Here is a 2,465-nt window from a genome sequence, read left to right on the forward strand (position 1 = left end):
AGAAAGTTAAATCACTACGATATTCTTGAATACACCGAGCAGGGATTTCTCCACTAAGAATGACCTCATTATTTTTCAATTGAGTGTCTACGATGTTCGCACAATATTTAGGAGCATCGTTGTATGCTCGTGAAAGATATTCCTGTGGCGCATAAATTTTAAAACTAAGATATGGCTCTAACAATTCTGTTCCAGCTTTTTTTAAGACTTGTTCCAATACAATAGGAGCAAGCATCCGAAAATCTGCTGGGGTACTAACAGGGCTATAGTATAAGCCATACTTAAAACAGATTTTACAATCCGTCACATTCCAACCATATAATCCTTGTTCGCAACCATAGCGTATCCCTTCCATAACTGCATTTTGAAATGATTGATTTAAGTATCCAAGAGAAACCGAGCTCTCATACTGCATTCCACTTCCCAACGGAAGCGGTGATACAGATAAACCAATGGAAGCCCAGAAAGGATTTGGCGGCACTTCGATGTGAATGGTATATTCTGCATTTTTTAACGGTCTCTCCATATAAATGACTGTAGGCTCTTTTAGTTCTATCTCCACATGATACTTTTCTTGCAACAGTGCACTAATCACTTCCATTTGTACTTTCCCTAAGAAAGAAAGTATAATTTCATGTGTCGTAGAATCCACGTAATATCGTAGAAGCGGATCACTATCTGAGATTTCCAAAAGGGCATCAAGCAACATTTCTCTCTGTTCAGGTTTACTCGGTTCAACAGTTGTTTGTAGTAGAGGGTGCGGATTTTCAATCTTTTTTCTCTGTGGCAATAGTTTTGTATCTCCAAGAACACTATTTAACTTCAAAAACTCATTTTGCAAAATAACAATTTCTCCAGAATAAGCTCTATCAATCTTACATAATTCACCATTTATTGAAGTATACATTTCTGTAACTTTTATTTTTTCTTTTTCTGATACTCTAACCGAATCTCGTAAATGTAGTACTCCACTATAAAGGCGTATATATGCAAGACGTTGTCTTTTTTTTGTATATTCAATTTTGAAAACATTTCCGCAAAGTTCAGACGGACCTCGATGTGTTGATGAATAAAATTTATTCGTAATCACTTCTATAAGGTTATCAATCCCTATATTGTTTTTTGCACTTCCGTGATAAACAGGGAACAGGGAACAATTATGAAATCTTATGCTTTCCTCTTGTTCGAGTTCCAATGCTTCTAATGATTTACCGGACATATATTTCTCTAAAAGGTCATCGTTTCCCTCTATTACCGTATCCCATTGTTCAGATTCCGTACAGCTCATCACACACATATTAGGGTGCAGTTCTACTTTCTGTTTGATTATAATTTCCATAGAAAGTTTCTCTTTAATATCTTGATAAACCGTTGATAAATCAATCCCATTTTGGTCAATCTTATTGATAAAAAAGATTGTGGGAATCCCCATTTTCCTAAGTGCATGAAATAATATACGAGTTTGTGCTTGTACGCCATCTTTTGCAGAAATCAGTAGAATTGCCCCATCTAAAACTGATAATGAACGATATACTTCTGCTAAGAAATCCATATGTCCTGGCGTGTCTATGATGTTCACCTTCGTATTTTCCCACTGAAAAGAGGTTATTCCTGTCTGAATTGTAATTCCTCTCTGACGTTCTAAAAGCGTATTATCCGTCCTCGTTGTACCTTTGTCCACGCTTCCTAATTCTGTAATCGCTCCACTGTTATATAATAAGCTTTCTGTTAAGGTAGTTTTTCCTGCATCAACATGAGCTAAAACTCCAATATTAATAATTTTCATGTGATTTTCCTCCATTCAAAAACCCAAAAGGGCATAAAAATCCCAGTGATAAATACTTTTATCACTGGGATTTTTATGCATAACCATAGGTATACAAAGCATACAGATATTCTCTGGATACTTTAGAATCACATGATAAAGGTATTCTTAAACTGGGTACAAAAAACTAAGCCCTCCTAAAAAAGGACATCTAATTATTTGTTCCCGCTATCAAATTGACAGTTTATTTAAGAATACCTTGCCGCATATTTATTAACTCCTTTTAAATAGTCACTTAAATAATAGCACGTAAGAGCATATTTGTAAAGGAATCTCCAATTTTTTATCAAAAAGAGTACATGATTACAAAGTATCTGTAATCATGTACCAATATTTGTTATTTTACAATCTTCCAATTACTCCCGTTCTTTTCAAGTACCAAATCAAATTGAGATACCTGCGTTGCTTTGGTCTGCTGGTCGATATACTCCACTGTCAGCGATACCGTGACTTGATTATCCTTACGATTGTGAATAGGATTTACCAGTTCTTGAAAGATGTACTCTTTTCCGATTGGTTTTAATATCCCGTCATTCACATAGTAGGAAAGTTCACTGGCTGTCGCTGTAGGATAGAGCTTGAAGAACGTCGTTAAAAACTCATTGATTTCATTGGTTGTAATGGAATCAACCGTCCCCTC

The 2,465-nt window shown here is 35.5% G+C and carries 2 protein-coding genes and 1 pseudogene; all 3 read right to left on the reverse strand.

Features of this window, described 5'->3' with window-relative positions; all coding sequences use genetic code 11:
- Window positions 1-1,786 (reverse strand): TetM/TetW/TetO/TetS family tetracycline resistance ribosomal protection protein (tet, locus tag K1I80_RS11875; protein ID WP_223312748.1); only part of this gene is annotated, 1,786 nt, incomplete at its 3' end.
- A 15-nt stretch (window positions 1,787-1,801) separates the two neighbouring features.
- Window positions 1,802-1,849 (reverse strand): annotated as a pseudogene (locus K1I80_RS12140) (hypothetical protein); the annotation flags it as partial.
- Window positions 1,850-2,162: 313 nt separating this feature from the next.
- Window positions 2,163-2,465: conjugal transfer protein (locus K1I80_RS11890; protein ID WP_223339046.1), on the reverse strand; the 303-nt coding region annotated here is incomplete at its 5' end.

It is taken from the genome of Streptococcus sanguinis (genome assembly GCF_019929225.1).
Lineage (GTDB): Bacteria > Bacillota > Bacilli > Lactobacillales > Streptococcaceae > Streptococcus > Streptococcus sanguinis_J.